Source organism: Paracoccus halophilus, assembly GCF_000763905.1.
GTDB lineage: Bacteria > Pseudomonadota > Alphaproteobacteria > Rhodobacterales > Rhodobacteraceae > Paracoccus > Paracoccus halophilus.
This window is the reverse complement of record NZ_JRKN01000106.1, coordinates 1-624: the sequence shown is the minus strand read 5'-3', so window position 1 is coordinate 624 and position 624 is coordinate 1. Positions and strand designations below refer to the sequence as shown.

The window sequence follows — 624 nt, the reverse complement described above, 5'->3', positions numbered from 1 at the left end:
GCCCGGCCAGCCAGAACCAGGGCCTGAGCGTCAGGTCATAGCGATGCCCGTTCTCGCCCACACCCGCCCAGCGGGCGCTGGTGACGATGCCGTCGAAGGGCCGCATCTCGTCATGCGCCTCGATCTCGACCGTGGCATGGGTGCCGACGAGGGCGTCGAAATCCAGGTCCTCGCGGGTGGCCAGCGCCTCAATGCGGTATTCGAACAGATCGTTCAGATGATCGCTGCCATCGAAGCGCAAGAGGGCCAGAACGTCGGGTCCAAGCGCGGTGGTCAGACGACCCAGCCGCTCGGCCTGCTTGAAGGGAGCGTTCATCGCGCCTCCGACTTGGAATCGTAACACCACAACCCGGGCCGCTTATACAGCGATCAGAACGGGATGAACAGCGCCCGGGCTACCATGCGATGCCGTGACGCGCCCGCCTTGCGCGCTTGTGCATGTTGCTGAGGCGAAGCGTGGGTAGCGTCAAGAATCTTTTGCATATTTGCTCAAGCGACGACGGTTCCTTTGGTTTGATCCGCGAATAGCATGGCCATGTTCATGTATTTACGGGTGGACCATTGGGTTGAGGCATGATTTTCCGTCCGGGAAGGCGCCAACGACGCGGCTGCGGCGTCTGAGCT

1 protein-coding gene is annotated in these 624 nt (G+C 62.0%); it reads right to left on the bottom strand.

The annotated features are described in order from the left end of the window. A partial coding sequence (locus tag IT41_RS19280; protein WP_036744441.1) for a contractile injection system protein, VgrG/Pvc8 family occupies positions 1-316 on the bottom strand: 316 nt, incomplete at its 3' end. Positions 317-624: the final 308 nt, after the last annotated feature.